Origin of the sequence: Vreelandella halophila (assembly GCF_019903425.1) — a bacterium.
GTDB lineage: Bacteria > Pseudomonadota > Gammaproteobacteria > Pseudomonadales > Oleiphilaceae > Halospina > Halospina halophila.
This window is the reverse complement of sequence record NZ_JACHUZ010000012.1, coordinates 273,649-292,463: the sequence shown is the minus strand read 5'-3', so window position 1 is coordinate 292,463 and position 18,815 is coordinate 273,649. Positions and strand designations below refer to the sequence as shown.

At 56.3% G+C, this 18,815-nt stretch carries 14 protein-coding genes, 1 tRNA gene and 1 pseudogene; 9 read left to right on the top strand and 7 right to left on the bottom strand.

Translation table 11 applies throughout. The annotated features are described in order from the left end of the window. Positions 1–40 precede the first annotated feature (40 nt). From H4I92_RS03885 to madM, 4 genes are all read left to right on the top strand, one after another. A complete protein-coding gene (locus H4I92_RS03885; RefSeq protein WP_077529346.1) occupies positions 41–1,393 on the top strand; it encodes a malonyl-CoA decarboxylase in 1,353 nt (450 codons plus the stop codon). A gap of 36 nt (positions 1,394–1,429) precedes the next feature. Continuing rightward, positions 1,430–2,974, top strand: coding sequence for a malonate--CoA ligase (locus H4I92_RS03880; RefSeq protein ID WP_077529345.1), 1,545 nt, complete (start codon positions 1,430–1,432; stop codon positions 2,972–2,974). A gap of 105 nt (positions 2,975–3,079) precedes the next feature. Continuing rightward, on the top strand, positions 3,080–3,502 hold the full coding sequence (gene madL / locus H4I92_RS03875) for a malonate transporter subunit MadL (protein WP_077529344.1): 423 nt from the start codon (positions 3,080–3,082) through the stop codon (positions 3,500–3,502). A 3-nt stretch (positions 3,503–3,505) separates the two neighbouring features. Continuing rightward, positions 3,506–4,267 (top strand): malonate transporter subunit MadM, encoded by a 762-nt coding sequence (gene madM / locus H4I92_RS03870; RefSeq protein WP_077529343.1) that lies wholly within the window; start codon positions 3,506–3,508, stop codon positions 4,265–4,267. A 160-nt stretch (positions 4,268–4,427) separates the two neighbouring features. Here the strand turns inward: madM and H4I92_RS03865 are convergent. The 4 genes and pseudogenes from H4I92_RS03865 to fmdA all read right to left on the bottom strand — a co-directional run bounded on the left by H4I92_RS03865 (position 4,428) and on the right by fmdA (position 9,219). Beyond that, positions 4,428–5,728, bottom strand: a pseudogene (locus tag H4I92_RS03865) (IS1380 family transposase). A 144-nt stretch (positions 5,729–5,872) separates the two neighbouring features. Beyond that, on the bottom strand, positions 5,873–7,504 hold the full coding sequence (locus tag H4I92_RS03860) for a sigma-54 interaction domain-containing protein (protein ID WP_077529342.1): 1,632 nt from the start codon (positions 7,502–7,504) through the stop codon (positions 5,873–5,875). A 100-nt stretch (positions 7,505–7,604) separates the two neighbouring features. Further along, positions 7,605–7,916 carry a zinc ribbon domain-containing protein gene (locus H4I92_RS17120; protein ID WP_422821971.1) on the bottom strand — a complete coding sequence of 104 codons (312 nt, stop codon included), beginning with the start codon at positions 7,914–7,916 and terminating at the stop codon, positions 7,605–7,607. 73 nt (positions 7,917–7,989) lie between these two features. After that, entirely contained in the window at positions 7,990–9,219 is a 1,230-nt protein-coding gene (fmdA, locus tag H4I92_RS03850) for a formamidase (protein WP_077529340.1), read from the bottom strand. Positions 9,220–9,641: 422 nt separating this feature from the next. Here fmdA and urtA point away from each other — a divergent pair, with 422 nt between their 5' ends. The 5 genes from urtA to urtE all read left to right on the top strand — a co-directional run bounded on the left by urtA (position 9,642) and on the right by urtE (position 14,543). Continuing rightward, complete coding sequence (urtA, locus tag H4I92_RS03845) at positions 9,642–10,901, top strand: urea ABC transporter substrate-binding protein (RefSeq protein WP_077529339.1); 1,260 nt, start codon at positions 9,642–9,644, stop codon at positions 10,899–10,901. Positions 10,902–10,964: 63 nt separating this feature from the next. After that, a complete protein-coding gene (gene urtB, locus H4I92_RS03840) occupies positions 10,965–11,888 on the top strand; it encodes an urea ABC transporter permease subunit UrtB (protein WP_077529338.1) in 924 nt (307 codons plus the stop codon). Positions 11,889–11,899: 11 nt separating this feature from the next. Beyond that, positions 11,900–13,093 carry an urea ABC transporter permease subunit UrtC gene (urtC, locus tag H4I92_RS03835; RefSeq protein ID WP_077529337.1) on the top strand — a complete coding sequence of 398 codons (1,194 nt, stop codon included), beginning with the start codon at positions 11,900–11,902 and terminating at the stop codon, positions 13,091–13,093. Further along, positions 13,093–13,839, top strand: a complete 747-nt coding sequence (gene urtD / locus H4I92_RS03830; RefSeq protein ID WP_077529336.1) for an urea ABC transporter ATP-binding protein UrtD — start codon at positions 13,093–13,095, stop codon at positions 13,837–13,839. Before urtC ends, urtD begins: the two co-directional genes overlap by 1 nt. A 14-nt stretch (positions 13,840–13,853) precedes the next feature. Continuing rightward, a complete protein-coding gene (gene urtE / locus H4I92_RS03825) occupies positions 13,854–14,543 on the top strand; it encodes an urea ABC transporter ATP-binding subunit UrtE (protein ID WP_077529335.1) in 690 nt (229 codons plus the stop codon). 381 nt (positions 14,544–14,924) lie between these two features. On the opposite strand, the gene H4I92_RS03820 is transcribed toward urtE, so the two are convergent. The 3 genes from H4I92_RS03820 to dnaG all read right to left on the bottom strand — a co-directional run bounded on the left by H4I92_RS03820 (position 14,925) and on the right by dnaG (position 18,815). Next, positions 14,925–15,001 (bottom strand) — tRNA-Ile (locus H4I92_RS03820). A gap of 57 nt (positions 15,002–15,058) precedes the next feature. Next, a complete protein-coding gene (gene rpoD / locus H4I92_RS03815) occupies positions 15,059–16,957 on the bottom strand; it encodes an RNA polymerase sigma factor RpoD (RefSeq protein WP_262411489.1) in 1,899 nt (632 codons plus the stop codon). Between the two features lie 115 nt (positions 16,958–17,072). Continuing rightward, on the bottom strand, positions 17,073–18,815 hold the full coding sequence (gene dnaG / locus H4I92_RS03810; RefSeq protein WP_077529333.1) for a DNA primase: 1,743 nt from the start codon (positions 18,813–18,815) through the stop codon (positions 17,073–17,075).

The following is an 18,815-nucleotide window of genomic DNA, read 5'->3' as shown; positions in this document are numbered from 1 at the left end:
AGCGTTACAGGTTATTAAGGCCGCGATTATGAGCTTAAACATGAGTTTTCTGCAGGATCTTCTTTCACGCATTGTGACGCGCTCTCGAGAGAATACCCTCGATGCACCCCCTGACGGGAGACAACGCACAGATTCCGCACTGGAAAAACTGGAGTCTGCTTGCAATACCCTGATGCAGGGTGGGGGTGAGGCGTCTCGCATACTGGTGGCCCAGAAAGCACTGGAACACTATGCCAGCCTTGATGTTACGGAACGTCTGGCTTTTTTTACCCTGCTCACGGAGCAGTACACGGCTGAACCAAGTCACGTTCACGCGGCCTATGCTGCCTATCGGGAAGAGGAGAGCAGCACGAACCTGCAGCGCCTGTTCAATGTCTGTGAGCCACGGCGCCAGGAACTGCTGCGCCGTCTCAATCTTTGTCCGGGTGGTACTTTCGAGCTGGTCAAGATGCGTTCTGACTTGCTTAACCTGTTGCGAGACTCCCCAGAGCTGGCCCCCCTCGACGCTGATTTTGTTCACCTGTTCACGTCCTGGTTTAACCGTGGATTCCTGATGCTGGAAAGCATCGACTGGAATACTCCAGCAACCGTGTTGGAGAAAATCATTCGGTATGAGGCGGTTCACGAAATACGTGACTGGTCTGACCTACGCCGGCGTCTCGATCCCCAAGATCGACGGTGCTATGCGTTTTTCCATCCTGCCATCGGTGATGAGCCATTGGTCTTCGTGGAAGTCGCTCTATGCAAAGGTGTTGCCGAGAATATCAAGGATATTCTTGAAAGTGACAATGAGCTCTCTCTGGCTGACGTGGATACCGCTGTTTTTTACAGCATCAGTAACTGTCAGCGGGGACTGAAGGGGATTTCCTTTGGAAACTTCCTTATAAAACAGGTGGTTCAAGAGCTCAAGCGTGAGCTTCCCCGCCTTACCCAGTTCGTCACGCTCTCTCCCGTGCCCGGGTTTGCCAACTGGTTGGATAAAGCTCGGCGCACGGGGCGCTGCCAGCTCTCTCCCGCTGCGGAGTCTGCTCTCGAATCGAATGAGTGGGTCAAAGACACACGTGCTCAGCAGTCGTTGGAGTCGGAATTACGAGCCGAAGCTGCTCATTATCTGGTCAATACCAAGAACCATGCCGGCCAACCGTTTGACCCGGTAGCACGGTTTCATCTGGGTAACGGAGCGAGCTTACACCAAATCAACTGGCCCGGTGATACCTCGTCCAAGGGACTTCACCAGGCGCATGGCCTGATGGTCAATTATCGCTATCAGCTTGACCAGATTGAAAAGAACCACGAAGCCTACAGTCGTGAGGGCACCGTTATCTGCACACCCGACATTCGACGTGAGGCAGTCCGAGCAAAAACGCAACAGGCCGAATCGGCTGATGTTTGACGTCCCCTTGCAACAAAATCCTTAAGGAGGCCCCCAATGAACAATAATCTCTACCTGCAGTTCCTGCCGCATTTTCAACAGAAGCCGGGAAAAGTCTTGATAGCTACGCCGGAAGGTGAACGCTATTGCTACCAGAATGTTCTGGATGTGTCACAACGTATTGCTTCGGCATTGCTTGAGCTCGGGGTCCAGCGTGGTGACCGTGTGGCCGTCCAGGTAGATAAGAGTCCTCAGGTGCTTATGCTGTATCTGGCCTGCCTGCAGGTTGGTGCTGTTTACCTTCCGCTCAACACAGCATATACCGATGCTGAGGTTGAGTACTTTCTGGGAGATGCGGAACCGCGACTTTACGTTTGCACGCCTGAGAGGCTGGAGCAGTCGCGTTCCTACGCTCTAAATGGGAGTGTGACTCACGCTGAAAGCCTGGGAACCAGCGCCGACGGAACTCTGATGGAACGGGCCGACGCGGCTGAGCCGACAAGTGATGTTGCCGAGCTTGATGCTGATGATCTGGCAGCCATTCTTTATACATCGGGTACTACGGGTCGCTCCAAAGGGGCGATGCTCAGCCATGAAAACCTGGCCTCCAACAGTCACTCCCTGGTGGAAGCCTGGCGTTTTACGTCTGATGATCACTTACTGCATGCGCTCCCGATCTTTCATACCCATGGCCTGTTCGTGGCCTGCAACGTAACGCTGATGTCGGGCGCCTCCATGACTTTTGTACCCAAGCTGGATGTGGATACGCTGCTTGACTTGATGCCCCGTGCGACAGTCTTGATGGGCGTCCCCACCTTCTACACCAGGTTACTTGAATCGCCCCGCCTGGATCGTGAAGTTGTTGCGAATATGCGGCTGTTCGTGTCCGGTTCGGCGCCGCTTCTGGTGGAAGCGCATGAACAGTTTGAGGCGCGCACCGGTCATGCGATTCTGGAACGTTATGGTATGACAGAGACTAATATGAATACTTCTAATCCCTATCAGGGCGAGCGTCGACCGGGGACAGTGGGGATGCCGTTGCCAGGAGTCGAGTTGCGCATCACCGAGCGTGAGAATGGAGTTGAACTTGCGCAGGGAGAAACCGGTATGGTTGAAGTACGGGGCCCCAACGTCTTCCAGGGGTATTGGCGCATGCCGGAGAAGACCCGGGAGGAGTTCCGTGAAGATGGCTTCTTCATCACGGGTGATCTGGGTCGTATTGATGAACAGGGTTATCTGCAGATCGTCGGGCGGGACAAGGATCTGGTGATTTCCGGCGGTTACAACGTCTATCCCAAGGAGATCGAACAGTTTATTGATGAGCTGCCAGGAGTGGTGGAGTCAGCGGTTATCGGGGTTGCCCACCCGGATCTGGGAGAAGGGGTTACTGCGGTGGTTGTACCGGAGGCCGACTCGTCCCTTACCGAGGACAGGGTTTTGGAAAGTCTGAGCGATAAGTTGGCCCGTTATAAACAGCCCAAGCGCGCGTTCTTCGTCGACAGGCTTCCACGAAACGTTATGGGAAAGGTTCAGAAGAAGGAAATGCGGGATACATACGCCGATACTTACCTTCAGAAGGAGGATGTCAAAATTAAATCTTAGGATACTTCGCCCATGGGTATGACCTGGGCGGAGCATTGAAATAACCGTTGTTTTAGAGCCAGTACACGGTAGAAATTTACACAAAAACAATATGAGGATTCGGCCATGGCAATTTATGGAGTCGCCCTGCTGGCAGGGTGCATGATGTTTGGATTGATAATAGGCGATCTTCTCGGCCAGGTATTGGGAATCGAAGCCAATCTTGGAGGAGTCGGCATCGCCATGCTTCTACTCATCTTTGTCACGAATGTCATCCATCAATGGGGAAAGCTACCCGACTCAACGTCGTCCGGCATCACTTTCTGGAATGCCATGTACATTCCCATCGTAGTGGCGATGGCAGCCAGTCAAAACGTTGCAGCTGCATTTAGCGGTGGGTTGGTGTCATTGCTGGCGGGGGTCTTGGCGGTCGTTCTAGGACTGGCGTTGGTGCCCGTAATTGCGGGGAAGCCGGAGCCGGAGCAGGATTGCCAGGATGAGCCTGCAACCGCAGTCGCCAGTAATACAGCCGGGTCCCGGAGGGGGTAAGAAATGTTTGAATCTCTGATTGAACTGTTTGATGAATACCATTTGATCGCGGCGTTTGCTGTAATTGGACTAACGATGTACCTGTCTAACTGGCTAAGTGTCCGATTTACAAACGGTAAGTTTCATGGCTCAGCAATAGCCATTCTTCTGGGATTGCTTCTGGCTTATATTGGAGGTGTCGTTACGGGCGGCGAAAATGGCTTAGCCGACCTGACTCTTTTTTCAGGACTGGGATTAATGGGCGGAGGCATGCTTCGTGATCTTGCGATCATCGCCACGGCTTATGGGGTCAGATTTAGCGAGATCCGGAAGGCGGGGGTTCATGGTGTTGTCGCTTTGTTTGCCGGAGTTATTGTTTCTTTCCTCGCAGGAGGGATTATTGCGGTTGGGTTCGGTTACACAGACCCTGTTGATATTACAACGGTAGGGGCTGGTACAGTGACATACATTGTCGGGCCAGTGACTGGCAGTACGTTGGGCGCTAGTTCTGAAATCATTGCGCTATCGATCGCGGCCGGCCTAGTTAAGTCAATACTGGTCATGATTGTTACACCGATGACTTCACGCATAATCGGTCTTGATAACCCTCGTTCAGCAATGATCTTTGGTGGGCTTATCGGCACCACCAGTGGGGTCGCCGCTGGTCTTGCTGCCACCGATGCACGCTTAGTGCCATACGGAGCAATGACTGCAACGTTCTATACAGGCTTAGGGATATTGCTGGCTCCTACTGCACTCTTTTTGATGGTTAGAGCCATAGCCTAGCCCGGATTTCTCACGAATGCCCGGAGGCTGTGTTTCTGCCAGTGTAGTCGCCCCGGCCAAGACTCGCAGGGCTCGCCTTAGATCAGATTCTGACCGCTGAGCCGGCTCTGGATACACTGCCCCCTTCCCCATTGGTTCGGGCCGGGGGCGCCCGTTGGATTTATGTCGGGACAAGCCGGCCAACGAGCTGGCTGAGTTCATCTTTCCAAGGATAGTGCTCGCTGATCATCAGCCGGATACGCCGGGTATTGCGGATCACTACCGCCGCGACCTTGATCAGCTTCAGTCGCAGGTTATGGATGCTCATGCGCTCGAAGACAGTGTTTTTCAGATACCGGCGCAGGCGCTCGAACAGCGTGTAGGCAAAGCCTGACAGCAACAGCCGCCACTGGTTGGCCCACCAGTCGGTACTTGATGAACGATCCGCGAACAGATCCAGCTGCTGGTCCTTGATCCGGTTCTCCATGTCGCCACGAGCGCAGTACCGCTGGTAATAGAGTTTGGCGCCATCGTCGTAGCGTGAGCTGATGATAAAGCGCGGGTTAGCACCGAGTTCGCTATGCTCCAGCCGGGAGACGATCCAGCGCGAACGTTTCCAGCTTCGAGCCCGATACTGGAAGCGGTAAACGCCACTCATTTTCTCCCCGGCTTGCCGGTAATAGTGGCGCACCCGCGCCATCGGGATTTTGACCTCATCCAGCAGTTTATTGTTTTTGCTGAACCCGACCAGGTAGTCCACGCCGTTGCGGTCGCACCATTCGAGCAGCCTCGGGCGATAGAAGCCGGCATCGCCGCGGAACACGATCCGGGTAGCCGGCCAGTGCTGGCGGATGAAACGCACCAGCAGCGCCAGGATGGCCCAGCTGTGGCGGGCATCGCTGTAATAGCTCGGGCGCAGGTAGCTGACCAGCAAGTGGCGGCCGCAGAACACGTACAGCGGCAGATAGCAGTGATGATCGTAATACCGGTGAAAGTGCTTGGCCGGCTGCTCACCGTGCAAAGGAATATCGGTGCCATCAAAATCCAGCACCAGCTCTTTGGGTGGCGCCTCATGCTGGTCAATGAACTGCTGCCACAGCACCCGGTGGGCCTCGACAACCGCCTGGCGATCCACGCCGCGCTCCATCTGGCTCAGCGTGGACTCGCCGGCCAGGGCCTGATCCCGGCCGATGGCGCTTTGCAGGATCTGGTCAAAGCGCAGTTGCTGGTGATCGTTGAAGTCCTCGTAGCCGGCTGCCAGCCCCTACACCCGCTGGGCCACCATCGAGGGCAGAGAGTGGCGAACCTTCGAGCTCATGCGTGAATCGTTCAATGCGCCAGCAAGCTGGCGGGTGAGGCCATGGCATTTATCGACTTCGCGCAGCAACAATAATCCGGCGTCGGAACTGATGTGGCCACCGGAGAAATCGGCTTCAATGAGGCGGGACCGAGTGGCGAGAAGGCGAGTTTTTCAGGTACCATTCTGGATAGCGGCTTTGGTGGTGTGTTTTTGGTGTAAGGTCCTGAAATTCTACCACTTTAAGCCGCTTCTTCCTTCCTTTTACTGCCTTCTCGTGAGAAATCCGGGCTAGCTTGGTTTCGGGCTAACCCGCTAAGAACCGTAAATCATGGGTCTAGATTTAATTTTTGGATTCGATAGCGCAATTGCCGCACGGTGAGATTGAGGAGTTGGGCTGCTTGCGTCTTGTTACCTTCCGCTTCGTGTAGAGCTTCCCGGATATTTTTAGCTTCCTCATGCCGGACCCACTCATAACGCCGCCCTGCATGTATATCATGATGCTCGTGGTAGGTGTTTGTGGTGGGTAAGGTGTCAGGGAACTCCTCTGGATTGGATCGTTCGGGAAGATTGATAGCGCCCTCGTTCGCAAGGATTACTTGGACCAGGCTGTCATCGATCTGGTTGGACTCAGCAGTCAGAACCGCACGCTCCAGGACATTGATCAATTGGCGAACATTGCCAGGCCATGGGAAGCTTTCCAATAGAGCAAGGGCACCGCGGCTAAGTACTGCATTCCGATTGTGCTGATGATTTATTTCATTCAAGTGATGGAGAGCAATACGTCGAATATCTCCATCTCGATGGCGTAAGGCAGGGAGTTCGATGGGGACGACATTGATGCGGTAGAAAAGGTCGAGCCGGAAGTGCCCCTGATTGACGTAATCCATAAGAGGAGCATGGGTCGCACTTATGAGCCGGAAGTCCACGGGGATGCTGTGGGTAGCCCCGATCGGATCAACCTGCTTTTCCTGGAGTGTACGTAGGAGTTTGGCCTGGAGGCTGAGTGGCATGTCACCGATCTCATCCAAAAAAAGAGTGCCACCATCAGCTAAAGTCAGCTTTCCGGACTTTGCGCTTGTAGCTCCAGTGAAGCTACCTTTTACGTGCCCGAAAAGTTCGGCCTCTTGAAGGTCTGCTGGGATCGCGGAGCAATTAATCGAGATGAATGGTTGCTCGCTGCGCGAACTTTGCTGGTGAATCATTCGGGCAAACTTTTCCTTACCTGTTCCCGATTCGCCCAGCAGTAGGATCGGTGCTTCTGTATCTGCCACCTGATTTGCCTGCTTAAGTGCATCCATCAGTGTAGGGCTGGAGCCGATGACACCGTGCGCTACGCCATTGTTAACCATTTCCTCCGCGGTGAGCGTGTTACGCAGTGTTTGGTTTTCCTGGACAAGATGGGAGGTCTTTTCCTCGACGAATTCGTTGATGCGCAGGACCTGTCCGATCATGGCACTAGCCACGCGTAACAGGCTGATGTCCAGGTGGAATGGCCGGGCCATATCCGTTTCCCGCTGAACAGACAGAACCCCGATTGGCGAGCCCGCTTCCAGGATGGGCACGGCAATGAATGCAAGTCGTTCATTCGATGTAACGCCGCTGGTTTCCGTAACGCGGCGGACAAAGAGCGGCTCGTCGTCCACGTCCGGAACTAGGCCGATTGAGCCGGTTCGCATGACGTGACCAGTTACGCCTTCCCCCTTCCTCAGATCAAATCGGCCATGTTCGACGTTGGCTTCTGAGAGACCATAGTGGTGATAGATTTCCATCGCCCCTGTGGTTTGGTTCGGGAGGGCCACACGACCGCAGTTCAACCCGCATAATTGGGCGATAAGCCGCAGGATACCTTCAATGGTATTTCCTGGATCCAGAGGCTTCTCAAGAAGCTTGGACATCTCAAGGATCGTGACAAGTTCCTCGCGCATTGTTGGTACGTCGGATAGGTCGTCGTCGGACATCCTGTTCTCCTCGCAATACGCATTTCAGTGTCCAAAGTGGCTTGAATCTGGAGGCCAAGAGAGGCGTTGTAGGAGGATCACAAGCCTCGGGTGATCAGCACTAGTGCCCAAGCATCCAGGGTCGTTTCGTTCGCGGTTGACGTGGGGGTGTGGCTTTCCTGTTCTCAGAACCGGCTTGGGCAGCTGTACTGTTTTGGTGACCGCCACAACAACTGTGAGAGGGCGAGTGTTGGCTTCGTTCGTTCGTCTCATGAGCCCGGCGATGAGTTGGTGAGAGGGCGGATAGGCGAGGTGCTTTAATGATGCGTGGGCTGGATGTTCCGCATGTTTTGCAGTTTTGGTCATCGTTGCGATCGCTGATGGGCACAAAAGCTTCGAAATCGCCGCAAGCAGGACAACTGTAGGCATACATGGGCATGGGTTGCTCCTCCGTGGTCAGGATGTTAGGGAAGGAAAGCGGTCGGTCGGAACCGACCGCTTTTGCCTTAGCCTTTCCAGGGCGCTGTCGGAATGTCATCCGCAGGTGCCATTTTGATGGGCCCCTCTGTGGTTGGGTTGATGTCGAAATCAAAGATCTCCGTGGGCAGGAACAACGTTGCACAGGCGTTGGGGATGTCGACGATGCCACTGATATGTCCCTGCACTGGTGCAGTGCCAAGGATGGCGTACCCTTGTGCACCGCTGTAACCAAATTGCTTGAGATACTCGATGGCATTAACGCATGCCTGTCGGTAGGCTAGGTGAGCGTCGAGGTAGTGTTGTTTGCCGGAGTCTGTTACCGAAATGCCTTCGAAGATCAGATGTTTTTTGTACTCAGGTTGCAGAGTGCTTGGCTGAAAAATGGGGTTGCGCACAGCGTACTTGCGAACACCATCCTTAATAAGATTGACTCGCACACGAATCCAGCCAGCCATTTCGATCGCGCCGCAGAAAGTAATTTCCCCGTCCCCTTGAGAGAAGTGCAAGTCCCCCATGGAGAGCCCTGCCTCCGGCACGTAGACGGGGAAAAACACCCGAGAACCTTTGGTCAAATCCTTGATGTCGCAGTTACCGCCATGCTCCCGTGGGGGTACGGTACGAGCAGCTTCCGCTGCTGCTTCCTTGGCTTTGGCACCAGTCATGCGTCCCATGTGCGCAGTTGGCGCATATGGGGCAGTGGCCAATTCGGGAACGCGGTGTGGATCCGTGTCGATCAGTTCCTGCTCTCGACGATTCCACTCCTCCAGAAGTTCTTTTGAGGGCAGGCACCCGATAAGTCCCGGATGCATGATGCCAGCGAAGTTGACGCCAGGGACGTGGCGTGAATTAGCGTAGATGCCGTGAAAGTCCCAGATGGACTTTCGGGCCTCAGGATAAAGGTCTGTGAGGAAACCGCCGCCATTTTCCTGGGCGAACATACCGTTGAATCCCCACTGCTCGTTTTCGAAGGCTCCAAGGTCGAGGATATCAACGACCAGAAGGTCTCCGGGTTCGGCACCCTTAACGCCAATGGGGCCAGTGAGATAGTGCACCTCGGAGAGGTCGACATCTCGGACGTCTTCGGCACTGTCATTATTGCTGACTTGGCCCCCCGTCCAATCCATGCACTCCAGTGTAAGTTCGGTCCCGGGCTCGACCGTAGTGATCATTGGAATATCCGGATGCCAACGGTTATGGATGTTGTCGTGCTCTCCAGGAGACTTGGACAGGTCGATCTTAATAGTGGTTTCGCTCATTGGGTGCGCTCCTTCTGGGTCGCCTTCGCTTCGGGAAAACCGACTCCCATGTCGCCGGGGTGGTTCGGTTAACGTTCCTATAGCGCACTGAGGCAGGATCTATGCCAGCTATGCGGCTGACAGGAACCCCCCGTAAGAAGGGGCGTACTCACAATGCCAAGCCCTCGGCGTCAAGCAATGTCAGTGACAATGTCGGATTGTTACGGCTGACAAAGTGACATTGTCAGAAACCACTACTGTGCTCCATTGACAGGGAGCGGAGCTGAATGCTCTCCGGTAGTGGCACTCGACTGTAGCTAACCTTCTGTCTTGCAGTGTTTTTGGTCTTGTTTGGTTCAACTTTAACGGATCTCGGTGGTCCCTGTGGCATGACCGTTGCTCTTTGTCGTAGCGCATCATTTGCCAACGATAAGGAGCATTCCATGCAACATTCCAATTGGCGCAAAAGTATTGCGGCCCTAACAATCGCCGCTCTTGCGGGGGCGGGTGCTTCATCCGTCGGTGCCAACGAAGAGTACCCCACGGATGAAGTCAACACGACTGGCCTTGCCGTCACCGACGACACTGTCGAGGTTGGCATCCTACATTCTCTCACGGGCACGATGGCTATCAGTGAAACCGGCTCAGTCGAGGCCGAGCAGCTTGCCATTCGCCAGATCAACGAGTCGGGCGGCGTTCTGGGTCGTCAGATTGAAACTGAGGTCGAAGACGGTGCAAGTGACTGGCCGACGTTCGCTGAAAGGGCATCCAGTCTCTTGGAAAGTGATGATGTGGCGGCCGTTTTCGGATGCTGGACCTCGGCCTCGCGGAAGGCTGTATTACCAGTTTTCGAAGAAAACAACGGGCTGCTGTATTACCCCACCTTCTACGAAGGCCTGGAGGCTTCACCTAATGTGTTCTACCAAGGGCAGGAAGCTACCCAGCAAATCATTGCTGGACTGAACTGGGTTCATGAAAAAGAGAATGCCGACACCTATTATCTTATTGGCTCGGATTACATTTGGCCGCGTACATCTCACGCCATTGCCCGGCATCACATCGAGAATGAGCTCGGTGCCAAGGTCGTTGCCGAGCAGTACTTCCCTCTGGGGCACACCAATTTTCGATCCGCTATCAATCAGATCCGGCTGAAGAACCCCGATGTGGTCTACAGCATTATCGCTGGCGACAGCAATGTGTCTTTCTGGTCCCAGCTGAATAGTGCCGGGATCAACGCCGACAACCAGACCGTGTTGACGAACTCTGTGACGGAAGACGAGGTCAAGGCGATTGGCGCTGAGAATGTCGAGGGCCATTACTCGGCCATGAAATATTTCCAGAGTCTGGATAACCCTCACAACAAGGAATTCGTTGAGGAGTTCAAGGAAATGCATGGCGAAGACAGTGTCATTGGCGATGTTACCCAGGCGGCCTACCTGGGGCCCTGGATCTGGAAGCGTGCTGTGGAGAAGGCTGAATCTTTCGACGTGGACAAGGTGCGTGAGGCTGCGCGTGGCATGGAGTTTGATGATGTGCCAGAAGGCTACGTCCGGGTGCACGAAGAGAACCAACATCTGTGGAGCAAACTGCGGATTGGTCAATGGCAGTCGGATGGGACCGCGGAAGTGGTTTATGAGTCCGACTTGATCGAACCCGACCCCTTCCCTGAAGACGTCGATATCGATCCGGACGAAATGGAATAACCGTGACGACGTCGGAGGTCGTTATTTGCGACCTCCGCCATCCCACCATCAAAGAGGTGCATTATGGGCGGTTACACCACGTCGGAAATTGCCACCATCATGGCCATGCAGGGGATCGCGGGGCTTAGTCTCTTCGGTGTATTCCTGCTTATGGCACTTGGGCTCGCCATCATATTTGGCCAGATGGGAGTCATTAACATGGCGCATGGAGAGTTTCTTACTCTCGGGTCGTACGCCACCTACGTTGTCGCCACAATGTTCGAATCCTATGCACCCGGGCTTTTTTCGTATTACTTCCCTGTGGCCATTGTGCTGTCGTTCCTGGTCGCGTTTGGAGTGGGGTACTTACTCGAATACGGACTGGTCCGCCATCTCTATAAAAGGCCTTTGGATACATTGCTGGCGACCTGGGCGGTAGGCTTGATCATGCAGCAGATCTTTCGTTCCATTTTTGGGGGGCGCGGTGTAAGTGCTGATGCACCGGACTGGCTGCAGGGCAGTATTCAACTGTCACAGATGCTTTTCCTCTCCCGGTCGGATCTGTTCGTGATGTGCATCGCGATCGCGATGACAGTGATTGTTTCGATTCTGCTCTACAGGGCGCGATGGGGGATGCGAGTACGCTCCACAACCCAGAACCGGGCCATGGCCAACGCTGTTGGAATCAATACCGCCAAGGTGGATCGCAATACGTTTGCGCTTGGTTGCGGTCTGGCAGGCATAGCGGGTTCCGCGTTTACCACGATCAGTGCAACCACGCCGACTGCAGGTGCGCAGTACCTGGTCGACACATTTCTTGTAGTGGTTCTTGGTGGCGCGGCGAGTCTGCTTGGAACGGTGGCATCAGCGTTCTCCATAGCTCAGGCGCAGTCGATCCTTGAGTTCTTCATAACCGGGTCCATGGCCAAGGTGCTTACTCTGATGGTGGTGATCGGCATTATCATGCTGCGCCCGCAGGGACTGTTCACCCTGAAAGTGCGGCAATGAGAGGAGGTATCATGACGACAATTCTGCGACTTCTCGGTGGCCGCTTGGAGTGGTTGATTTGCTTGGGGGTATTCGCGGCGCTCCTGCTGGTGGTCTTGCCGCTGGCTTTTAATGGGTACTTCCTGAATCTGCTCGGCCGGTATCTTGCGTTGGCGTTTGTCGCCATCGGCCTGGTGATGTGCTGGGGGTACGGGGGTATGCTGAGCCTTGGGCAAGGGGTGTTCTTTGGACTTGGCGGCTACGCCATGGCGATGTTCCTGAAACTTGAAGCTTCGACCCCCGAAGCTACCGCTAGGCAATCTACTCCGGGGATTCCCGACTTTATGGACTGGAACCAACTTACCGCACTTCCCTGGTGGTGGGAGCCCTTCAACAGCTTCAGCTTTACCCTTGCAGCTCTATTGCTCATTCCCGCAGCTGTGGCGTATGTATTTGGCTATGCGTTGTTCAAACGGCGGGTCAGTGGCGTCTACTTTGCGATTGTGACGCTTTCGCTTGCGGCCGCGATGAGTATTCTGATTGTGGGCCAGCAGGGGTATACCGGGGGCGCAAACGGTATTACTGACTTCCAGACCCTGTTGGGATGGGACATCACCACCGACAGTGCGCGCTACGTCATCTACTACATCTGCGTCTTCCTTCTGCTTGGATGCATATTGTTGGGGCAATGGATACTGAGCAGCCGTGCGGGACGGGTGCTGATTGCCGTCCGCGATGAGGAAAACCGTGTCCGTTTTTCCGGCTACAGCGTGGAAGATTTCAAAATCTTCGTGTTCATGGTGGCGGCTGTTTTTTCCGCAATCGGCGGTGCCATGTATGCCCTACAGGCAAGCTTCATATCGCCATCCCAGGTTGGGATCGGACTGTCTGTTGAGTTGGTAGTGCTGTGCGCGGTGGGGGGGCGTTTCTCCCTGCTTGGAGCGGCGTTTGGGGCGTTGTTGATCAAGACAGCGGAGATGTACCTGTCTGATCTGTTTCCGCAGCTGTGGACGATCCTCTTCGGGCTGATACTGCTCGTAGTCGTTCTAGCTTTCCCTAAAGGTCTCGCAGGGCTTTACGAGCTTACCAGGGATTATGCGCTTGCTCACTTCGGGAGCAGTCAATCCGATGCGGCGGTTGAGGAGCATGCAGACAAGCGGAGTTTACACGGTCGAGAGGAAGGTTTCCTTGTCCGGGCTAAACGTATTTTGGGAGGGATCCGGTAATGGTTGCCAATGCACAGCTCTTACTGAGTATAGAAGACCTTGCCGTTTCATTTGACGGCTTTCGAGCGGTTGATGGCATCAATCTTTATCTGAATGAAGGTGAGTTGCGCGTGATCATTGGCCCGAATGGGGCGGGCAAGACGGCCCTGCTGGACCTCGTTTGCGGAAAGACTCGCGCTACGGGAGGGTCGATTCTCTTTCGAGACAAACAGCTGCGGGGCATGACAGAGAATCAGATTGTGCATGCCGGTGTGGGACGAAAGTTTCAGGCACCTTCAATTTATGAAAGCCTCAGCGTTTTTGAGAACCTGGAACTGACCTATCCGAAAGGTCGCAATGTGATCGGATCGTTGTTCTTCCGGCGCACATCGGAGGTGGAAGAACGCATTCAGGCTACTGCCGACATGGTCGGCTTGGGGGATCGCTTGGAGGATCTCGCCGGATTGCTCAGTCATGGGCAGAAGCAGTGGCTGGAGATCGCGATGCTGCTGATTCAGGACCCGCAACTGCTCATGCTTGATGAGCCTGTTGCGGGTATGAGCCAAGCAGAGCGCCAGCAAACGGCAGAGCTTCTGAACCGCATCAGCCAAGACCGTTCTGTGCTCATTATCGAACACGACATGAAATTCGTGGAACAGATTGCCAGCAAGGTTACGGTTCTGGATCAGGGGAAAGTTTTGGCCGAAGGGAATATTGATCGGGTCAAGAACGACGAGCGCGTCATCGAGCGGTATCTGGGCCACTGAACGAGGACATACTCATGCTGAAAGTGAATGATCTATCCATCGGTTACGGTCTGAGCCAGGTGGTGCACGATATCAATCTCGAACTCGGCAAGGGTGAAATCCTTGGCGTTATGGGACGTAATGGGATGGGCAAGACGACCCTGTTCAAAGCACTCATTGGGTTGTTGCCGTCATGGTCCGGGGATATCCAAATGGGGGGTGTCAAATTAACTGGCGAACAGCCATACCGGCGCGTGGCGTCCGGACTTGCGTACGTGCCCCAAGGGAGACAGGTCTTCGCAACGTTAACAGTTGAGGAGAACATTCGGACGGGGTTGGAAGCTACTGGGCAGAAGAAGGTCCCCGACGATATCTATTCGTTGTTCCCTGTGCTCCAAGAGATGCGTAAACGTCGGGCAGGGAACCTGTCTGGTGGGCAACAGCAGCAATTAGCGATAGCACGGGCGCTTGCGGCTGAGCCGGACGTTCTGTTGTTGGATGAGCCTACGGAAGGAATTCAGCCCTCGATTATTAAAGATATGGCGAAAACTTTGCGCGAAATCCGGCAGGTTCGGAACATCAGCATCCTGTTTTCTGAACAGGTTCTTAGCTTTGCAATGGATGTGTCGGATAGGGTGCTTGTCATGGACCGTGGCAACCTGGTTGACGAGATGCGGGGAGAGGATCTCAGTGAGGCTACCATGGCCAAGTACCTGTCCGTTTAGTGTAACGGGCCTGTGAGACTTGGGCTGAGGGCAATAGTCTGTTTAAGAAACTGGATGTCTATAGGTCGGAGTCGGGAGTCGGCTTCCGACCTTGGTCATTTGTAATCCCCTTAACATCCTGCGTTTTTGTCAGAATTGTGTTCTGTTCTTTCTCCCGCTCAGCACCCGACACAGGCCCATCTGTAATGTCCCAGGGGGGCTGAAGATCTCAAGCCACTAAGGTCGGTTATGCCTGCAGAGCTAAAGCTCTAAGAGATAAAATGGGGCACTAGCGAGTAAGATTTTAATTTCAATCAGTCTCGCTCAGCATCTTGAATTCCGGCCAGGTATGGAGCAAATTCTTCAGGCATGCTGGTTGCCCCCGTACTCAAGGCTTTCAAATGGTGGGCCTGGCTGGACTCGAACCAGCGACCAAAGAATTATGAGTTCTCTGCTCTGACCAACTGAGCTACAGGCCCGGAAAGGGGAGGTGCGGGCGCCATTCTAGCCGGAGCGGCCGGCGCCCGCCACCCGGGTCAGCCTTCGTCGATGAAGCTGCGCAGGTGATCGGAGCGGGAGGGGTGGCGCAGCTTGCGCAGTGCCTTGGCTTCGATCTGGCGGATGCGCTCGCGGGTCACATCGAACTGCTTGCCGACTTCCTCGAGGGTGTGGTCGGTGTTCATTTCGATGCCGAAGCGCATGCGCAGCACCTTGGCTTCACGCGCGGTCAGCCCGGAGAGCACGCCTTTCGTGGCTTCGCTCAGGCCTTCGGCTGTTGCAGAATCCACCGGCGAGAGCGCCAGGATGTCTTCGATGAAGTCGCCCAGGTGCGAGTCTTCGTCGTCGCCGATGGGGGTCTCCATGGAGATCGGCTCCTTGGCGATCTTGAGCACCTTGCGGATCTTGTCCTCGGGCATGTCCATGCGCTCGCCAAGCTCTTCCGGGGTCGGCTCGCGGCCCATTTCCTGCAGCATCTGGCGGGAAACGCGGTTGAGCTTGTTGATGGTCTCGATCATGTGGACCGGGATGCGGATGGTTCGCGCCTGGTCCGCGATGGAGCGGGTGATGGCCTGGCGGATCCACCAGGTGGCGTAGGTCGAGAACTTGTAGCCGCGCCGGTACTCGAACTTGTCCACCGCCTTCATCAGGCCGATGTTGCCTTCCTGGATCAGGTCCAGGAACTGCAGGCCACGGTTGGTGTACTTCTTCGCAATCGAGATCACCAGGCGCAGGTTGGCCTCGACCATTTCCTTCTTGGCCCGGCGTGCCTTGGCCTCGCCGATGGAAACGCGGCGGTTGATCTCCTTGATGTCGCTGACATCCAGGCCCACGCCTTCCTCGACGTTGGCGATCTTCTTCTGCAGGCGCACGATGTCGTTGGCGCGCTCACCGACGGCACTGGCGTACTTGCGATCGCTGTTGGCCAGCTCCTCGGCCCAGTTGAGGTTGGTCTCGTTACCCGGGAACTGCTTGATGAACTCCCGGCGCGGCATACCGCATTCCTGGACGCAGATTGCCATGACGCTGCGCTCGTGCTGGCGCACCATGTCGTTGGTGGAGCGCACGACGTTGACCATCTCATCGAAATGGCGGTTGCTCAGCTTGAAGGGCGCGAAGACACGGCCGAGCTCTTCCAGTGCCTTCTGGGCCTCTTCGCTGGAGCGGCCGTGCTTGGTGACGGCGTCCATGGCGGTGTTCAGGCGGTCCCGCAGCATGTCAAAACGCTGGCGGGTTTCCTCCGGATCCGGACCGCCGTCGGAACTCTCTTCGGCTTCGTCCTCTTCGTCTTCCTCGGTATCGCCGTCCGCGCTTTCCGCCGTTTCGGAGGTGGATTCGGCGGTGGCGGCTGCGGGGAATTCGGGTTCCTCGCCTTCGGGATCAAGGTAGCCGGAAACCAGGTCGCTGATGCGGCCTTCGTTCTCGACGATGTTGTCGTAGTTGTTGATCACTGCGGCAACGGTGCCCGGGAAGTGGGCGACCGCGGCCATCACATCGCGGATGCCTTCCTCGATGCGCTTGGCGATGACGATCTCGCCCTCGCGGGTGAGCAGTTCAACGGAGCCCATCTCGCGCATGTACATGCGAACCGGGTCGGTGGTGCGACCGGCATCGCTCTCCACGGCGGCCAGGGCGGCTGCGGCTTCGGCGGCCGCGGCTTCGTCCGCGGAGGAATCACCATCCGTGATCAGAAGGTCGTCGGCATCCGGGGCTTCTTCGGTCACCTGGATGCCCATGTCATTGATCATCTGGATGATGTCTTCCACCTGATCCGGATCAGCGATATCCTCGGGCAGGTGGTCATTGACTTCGGCGTAAGTCAGGTACCCCTGCTCCTTGCCACGAGCAATGAGGTCCTTCAATCGCGATTTCTGGGTATTGGCTGACATAGTCACCCTTTGGGCTCGGTATTGTCTGGGGCAAGATGAATCGAGCATTATAGCCACGACTCATCCGTTCTGCCAGTCAGTGGATTCCGCTATCGGCTGTCACTTCGGCCACCAGCTGCTCGGTTAATCTGGGGACGACACACCTGGATTTCAATGTCCGGTGTCAGTGTGTATCCCGCAGGCGGTCCTCGCGCAGGCGCTGGAGCTCCTGGCGTTCTTCTTCGGTAAGCTCGCTGGGCTTGCGGCCGGCCAGGATCTCGCTCGCCTGCCGGGCCTGCTGGCGGGAGCGCGCACGCCCGAGCATATGCCGCGCATCCGCAAGCAATGGTTCGTGTTCCGGGAAGTGCTCAATACGGTTGAACAGCCCCGCGAAGCGCTCCCGCGCTGTGACTGAAAAGGCCATTTCCGCCAGCAGGGCACTGCGCGACTCAATCCCGCTTTCCAGGATCCATTGCGCGAATGCATGGGCGGACGGATAGTGGCTGGCAGCTTGCGGTACGGCCGTCACCTCGTTGGCCAGCGGCGGCTCGTAATAGAGCGCCAGGGCCAGGAGGGTGTCCCGGTCCAGGGCCATGGCCGGCTGGCTGGCATGCTGCGTTTTCAAATGGTGGGGCTGATCGGTGCTTTTGCCGCGCCTGTCGCCACGGCCGCCGGGCGAGCGCCGTGTCAGGCGCTGGAGCTCTTCCCAGAGCGCATCCCGGATGGCGGAACGGGGCATGCGGCGGAGCATGGGTTCCACGCGGCTGCGCAGTTCCCCCCGGTGTTCGGCCAGGCTCAGGTCCAGGCCTTCACCCTGGCGTTCGAACAGCATGCGGGATAGCGGTGTAGCTGCCTCCATGCGCCGGCTGAACGCCTCACCGCCCTCGGTACGCACCAGCGAATCCGGATCCTCGCCTTCCGGCAGCATCAGGAACTGGATGTGCATGCCATCCTCGAGCATGGCGAGAAGGTTTTCCATGGCCCTGTCCGCGGCGCGATAGCCGGCCGTGTCCCCGTCAAAACAGAAGATCAGGTGGTGCGAGGCGCGCAGCAGGGTCTGGAGGCTCTCCTCGTTGGTGGCCGTGCCTGAAGCCGCCACCGCATTGTCGATGCCCATCTGCGCCAGGGCGATGACGTCCATGTAGCCTTCCACCACCAGAAGTGAATCCAGCTGGCGCGAGGCCTGGCGGGCCTCGTAAAGCCCGTAGATCTCACGGCTTTTATGGTAGACCTCGGATTCCGGGGAGTTGATGTACTTGGCCTTGTCATCACCCAGTGTGCGCCCGCCAAAGGCCACGGTGCGGCCCCGCGTATTGCGGATGGGGAACATCAGCCGGTTGCGGAAGAGATCCCGGACCTGGCCGTTGCGCTCGTTCAGGGCCTTGACCGTAAGAAGGGCGCTGCGGGTTTCACCATTCACCCGTTTGGCGAGGGCGTCCCCTTCCGGCGGCGCGAACCCAAGAGCGAAGCGCTCGATCATGTCCTCGCTGACGCCGCGGCTGGCCAGGTAATCCCGTGCCAGGCTGCTCCAGGGATGCTCCCGCAGGGCCTTGCGGTAGAAACGGGTGGCTTCCTCCAGGGCGCCGGTCAGGCTCTGGCTGCGCTTCATGGTTTCACGGGTTGCCTGGTCGTAGGGCACTTCTAGCCCCAGGTGCGTGGCCAGCGCCTCGACGGCTTCGGTAAAGCTCTGGTTCTCGTATTCCTGCAGGAACGCAATGGCATCGCCGTGCGCGCCGCAGCCGAAACAGTGGTAGAAACCCTTGTCAGGGCGGACATTGAAGGACGGCGTGCGTTCATCGTGGAACGGGCAGCAGGCTTTGTAGTTGCCGCCGGATTTCTTCAGGGGGATGCGCTGGCCGATGATCTCGGCCAGATCGACCCGGTCGCGCAGGGTCTCAATGAAGGTCTGGGGGATCATGCCGGCCAT

Bases quoted from the DNA above. Each gene is read 5' to 3' on its own strand.
- H4I92_RS17120 (WP_422821971.1), bottom strand. From the start codon at position 7,916: ATGTATGCCTACAGTTGTCCTGCTTGCGGCGATTTCGAAGCTTTTGTG.
- rpoD (WP_262411489.1), bottom strand. From the start codon at position 16,957: ATGCTCGATTCATCTTGCCCCAGACAATACCGAGCCCAAAGGGTGACT.
- fmdA (WP_077529340.1), bottom strand. From the start codon at position 9,219: ATGAGCGAAACCACTATTAAGATCGACCTGTCCAAGTCTCCTGGAGAG.
- urtE (WP_077529335.1), top strand. From the start codon at position 13,854: ATGCTGAAAGTGAATGATCTATCCATCGGTTACGGTCTGAGCCAGGTG.
- urtB (WP_077529338.1), top strand. From the start codon at position 10,965: ATGGGCGGTTACACCACGTCGGAAATTGCCACCATCATGGCCATGCAG.
- H4I92_RS03885 (WP_077529346.1), top strand. From the start codon at position 41: ATGAGTTTTCTGCAGGATCTTCTTTCACGCATTGTGACGCGCTCTCGA.
- madL (WP_077529344.1), top strand. From the start codon at position 3,080: ATGGCAATTTATGGAGTCGCCCTGCTGGCAGGGTGCATGATGTTTGGA.
- urtD (WP_077529336.1), top strand. From the start codon at position 13,093: ATGGTTGCCAATGCACAGCTCTTACTGAGTATAGAAGACCTTGCCGTT.
- H4I92_RS03860 (WP_077529342.1), bottom strand. From the start codon at position 7,504: ATGTCCGACGACGACCTATCCGACGTACCAACAATGCGCGAGGAACTT.
- urtC (WP_077529337.1), top strand. From the start codon at position 11,900: ATGACGACAATTCTGCGACTTCTCGGTGGCCGCTTGGAGTGGTTGATT.
- urtA (WP_077529339.1), top strand. From the start codon at position 9,642: ATGCAACATTCCAATTGGCGCAAAAGTATTGCGGCCCTAACAATCGCC.
- H4I92_RS03880 (WP_077529345.1), top strand. From the start codon at position 1,430: ATGAACAATAATCTCTACCTGCAGTTCCTGCCGCATTTTCAACAGAAG.
- dnaG (WP_077529333.1), bottom strand. From the start codon at position 18,815: ATGGCCGGCATGATCCCCCAGACCTTCATTGAGACCCTGCGCGACCGG.
- madM (WP_077529343.1), top strand. From the start codon at position 3,506: ATGTTTGAATCTCTGATTGAACTGTTTGATGAATACCATTTGATCGCG.